The sequence below is a fragment of the Pisciglobus halotolerans genome (assembly GCF_900113675.1).
Classification (GTDB): domain Bacteria; phylum Bacillota; class Bacilli; order Lactobacillales; family Carnobacteriaceae; genus Pisciglobus; species Pisciglobus halotolerans.
In genome coordinates, this window is sequence record NZ_FOQE01000072.1 from 1 (window position 1) to 2557 (window position 2557).

Here is a 2557-nt window from a genome sequence, read left to right on the forward strand (position 1 = left end):
GCATCTAAATACACGTCAAGCCATATAAATTAAGTTGAGGAAGCTCAAAGGTACCAAGGTTTAGACACTAATTTTCAACTGCGAAAGTTGAGATTTTACAAAAAATTGCATTTTTTTGCTATTTTTTTGATCATAACGTTTGAAATATAACAGTAATTGGAGTAAAGTAAAGAATGGAAGTATTTTTTGTATAGTTCATAAAAAAACTATATTACTACAGTGAGAAGTTTAGTCAGGGAAGATAAAGCGAAACAAAGGAGTAACGCTTTTGAGGTGACTCATAGAGCAGGTTTCAATGAACTTTTTTGTTTTTTGTTTTATCATTTAGTGAATGCAAGGTAGTTGTTTTTGCAGAGAGGATAACTATCAGAGGTAAAGTTGTGCTTAAATAGAATGAATATTATGAAGAAAGAAGAGAAAGATATGAGTAAAGAAAAAGTAGTTATTTTAGGCGCGGGATATGCAGGCTTGAGATCTTTAAAAGAGATCCAAAAGAAAAACTTGAATGTTGACATTACTTTAGTCAACAAGAACGATTACCACTATGAAGCAACTTATTTACATGAAGTGGCAAGTGGAGCACAACCACCTAAAAAAATCTGTTATCCTGTAAAAGATGTTGTGGATCCAAAACAAACGACATTTATCCAAGACACAGTAGAAGTAATCAACAAAGACCAAAAAACAGTTACCCTAGCAAACAACGGAGACATCGACTACGATTACTTGGTTGTTGCACTAGGATTTGAATCAGAAACATTTGGTATCAAAGGCGCAGCAGAAAATGGGTTAGAAATGGTCGATATTCCATCAGCATTAGCCATTGACAGACATATCAATGAACAATTTGCTAAGTATAATGAAACAAAAGATGAATCTTACTTGAGTATCGTTGTTTGCGGAGCCGGCTTTACAAGTATTGAATTCTTAGGCGAAATCACTGATCAATTGCCTAGACTGGTCAGCCAATATCAAGTACCAGCTGATAAAATTCAACTTACTTGTATTGAAGCAATGCCAACGTTGCTGCCAATGTTCCCAGAAAAATTGACGAAATATGGCATCGACAAACTAGTTGAACGTGGTGTTAACTTTAAGATCGGGGCACCGATCCAAGAAGTTACAAAAGACGAAGTTGTTTACAAAGCAGGAGACAAAAATGAATCTGTTAAAGCTAAAACAATCGTTTGGACAACAGGCGTGCGCGGCAGCAGTGTGATCGGACGTTCAGGCTTTGATGAAAGACGCGGACGTGTTGTAGTTGAAAAAGATTTAACAATTGCCGGTTATCCTGAGATCTTTATGATCGGTGATGTTTCAGCAGTCATGGATGAAGAAATCGGACGTCCAATTCCAGGAACTGCTCAATTGGCTTTGAAACAAGGGGATACTGTAGCAGAAAACCTTGAAGCAAAATTAAACGGAAAAGAAACAAAAGCCTTTACCTTCAAATCACTTGGAACTGTAGCTTCTATTGGTAATAAAGAAGCAATCGGAGAAGTGATGGGTTCTTACTTGAAAGGCTATCCTGCTTCTGCGATGAAGAAAGTGATCGCAGACCGTTCTCTATTGAAAACAGGCGGCGTGAAAGCAGTCGTTTCCAAAGGGCGTTTCGACCTATACCACTAAATCGAAAAAAAACAAAAAGAAAGCTGACAAACTCAGCTTTCTTTTTGTTTAAGAAAAGGACGGAAAACAGCCAGACAGCTGCTGCAGATCAGAATGAGTCATCTTCCTCGTATGAATTTTTTCGTCTCTCAGCTGCCTTTTTAAGCGCTCTGTCTACAGCTAAAGTGGCTAGCCAAGCTAACAGACTGGCAGAAAAGAAGAAGAACAAGCCGCTCCATTTCAATAGAATCAAAAAGATGGTGACAGCACTGAATAAGAGGCCTAAACTGTAAAGTGGATTTCCGATCATAAGATAAGCACTGGTTAAGTAAAGCTGAAGGATCGAATGGTTGCTTCTTTTAGATAAGGGATAACTGTACAACGTTACAAGACCGAAGAGTAAACCAAAAGTATAAATGCTGTATTTATAAATCTGCAGCCAAGCCGCTGCATGAGGGTAATAATGAAAAAACCAAACATCTAAAGCGACGATGATCATGATCAATAAAACAGGCAGACCTAATTTGAAACTACGCCAAAAGTTTTGCTTGAAGTACTGCCAAAAAGTGCGAAAGATGGGGATTTCTGTTTCTTCTTTCCGCCAATGGTCCAGCACAGAAAATAAAGCATCTGTTGCAGGAACCAGAGTAATAATCGGCAGAGAAAACAGCAGCCAAGTAAGGTTGAGAATTGCCAGACGAGCAAACCACTCTGTTCCAGAGACTAAGGCCTTTGACCAGTTGATTTTTTTCAATTCTATCTGTACTCCTTTCTATCTTAGATTCGATTCGTTGGGGTAAATATTAGCATGTGCGGCTTTAGATTGCAAAGGCAGCTCACAAAAAACAGCCTTCTCTGTAGTGACCCCCAAATATTAGACTTTTTTGAAGTGGAGAAATCCACTTCTTTTTTTCTACTTTTATCCGCAAGAAACTTCTAACCCTAAGCG

2 protein-coding genes are annotated in these 2557 nt (G+C 38.1%); one reads left to right on the forward strand and one right to left on the reverse strand.

What is annotated here, in order from left to right:
* Nucleotides 1–423 precede the first annotated feature (423 nt).
* The gene (locus BM057_RS11355; protein ID WP_092093876.1) at nt 424–1629 is read left to right on the forward strand and encodes an NAD(P)/FAD-dependent oxidoreductase; all 1206 of its coding nucleotides are present in this window, start codon (nt 424–426) and stop codon (nt 1627–1629) included.
* A gap of 88 nt (nt 1630–1717) precedes the next feature.
* Here BM057_RS11355 and BM057_RS11360 read toward each other — a convergent pair whose 3' ends face one another.
* Nucleotides 1718–2362: a YesL family protein gene (locus BM057_RS11360; RefSeq protein ID WP_177186256.1), complete on the reverse strand. Its 645-nt coding sequence runs from the start codon at nt 2360–2362 to the stop codon at nt 1718–1720.
* Nucleotides 2363–2557: the final 195 nt, after the last annotated feature.

Coding starts and splice junctions, on each gene's coding strand:
- BM057_RS11355 (WP_092093876.1), top strand. CDS start 424: ATGAGTAAAGAAAAAGTAGTTATTTTAGGCGCGGGATATGCAGGCTTG.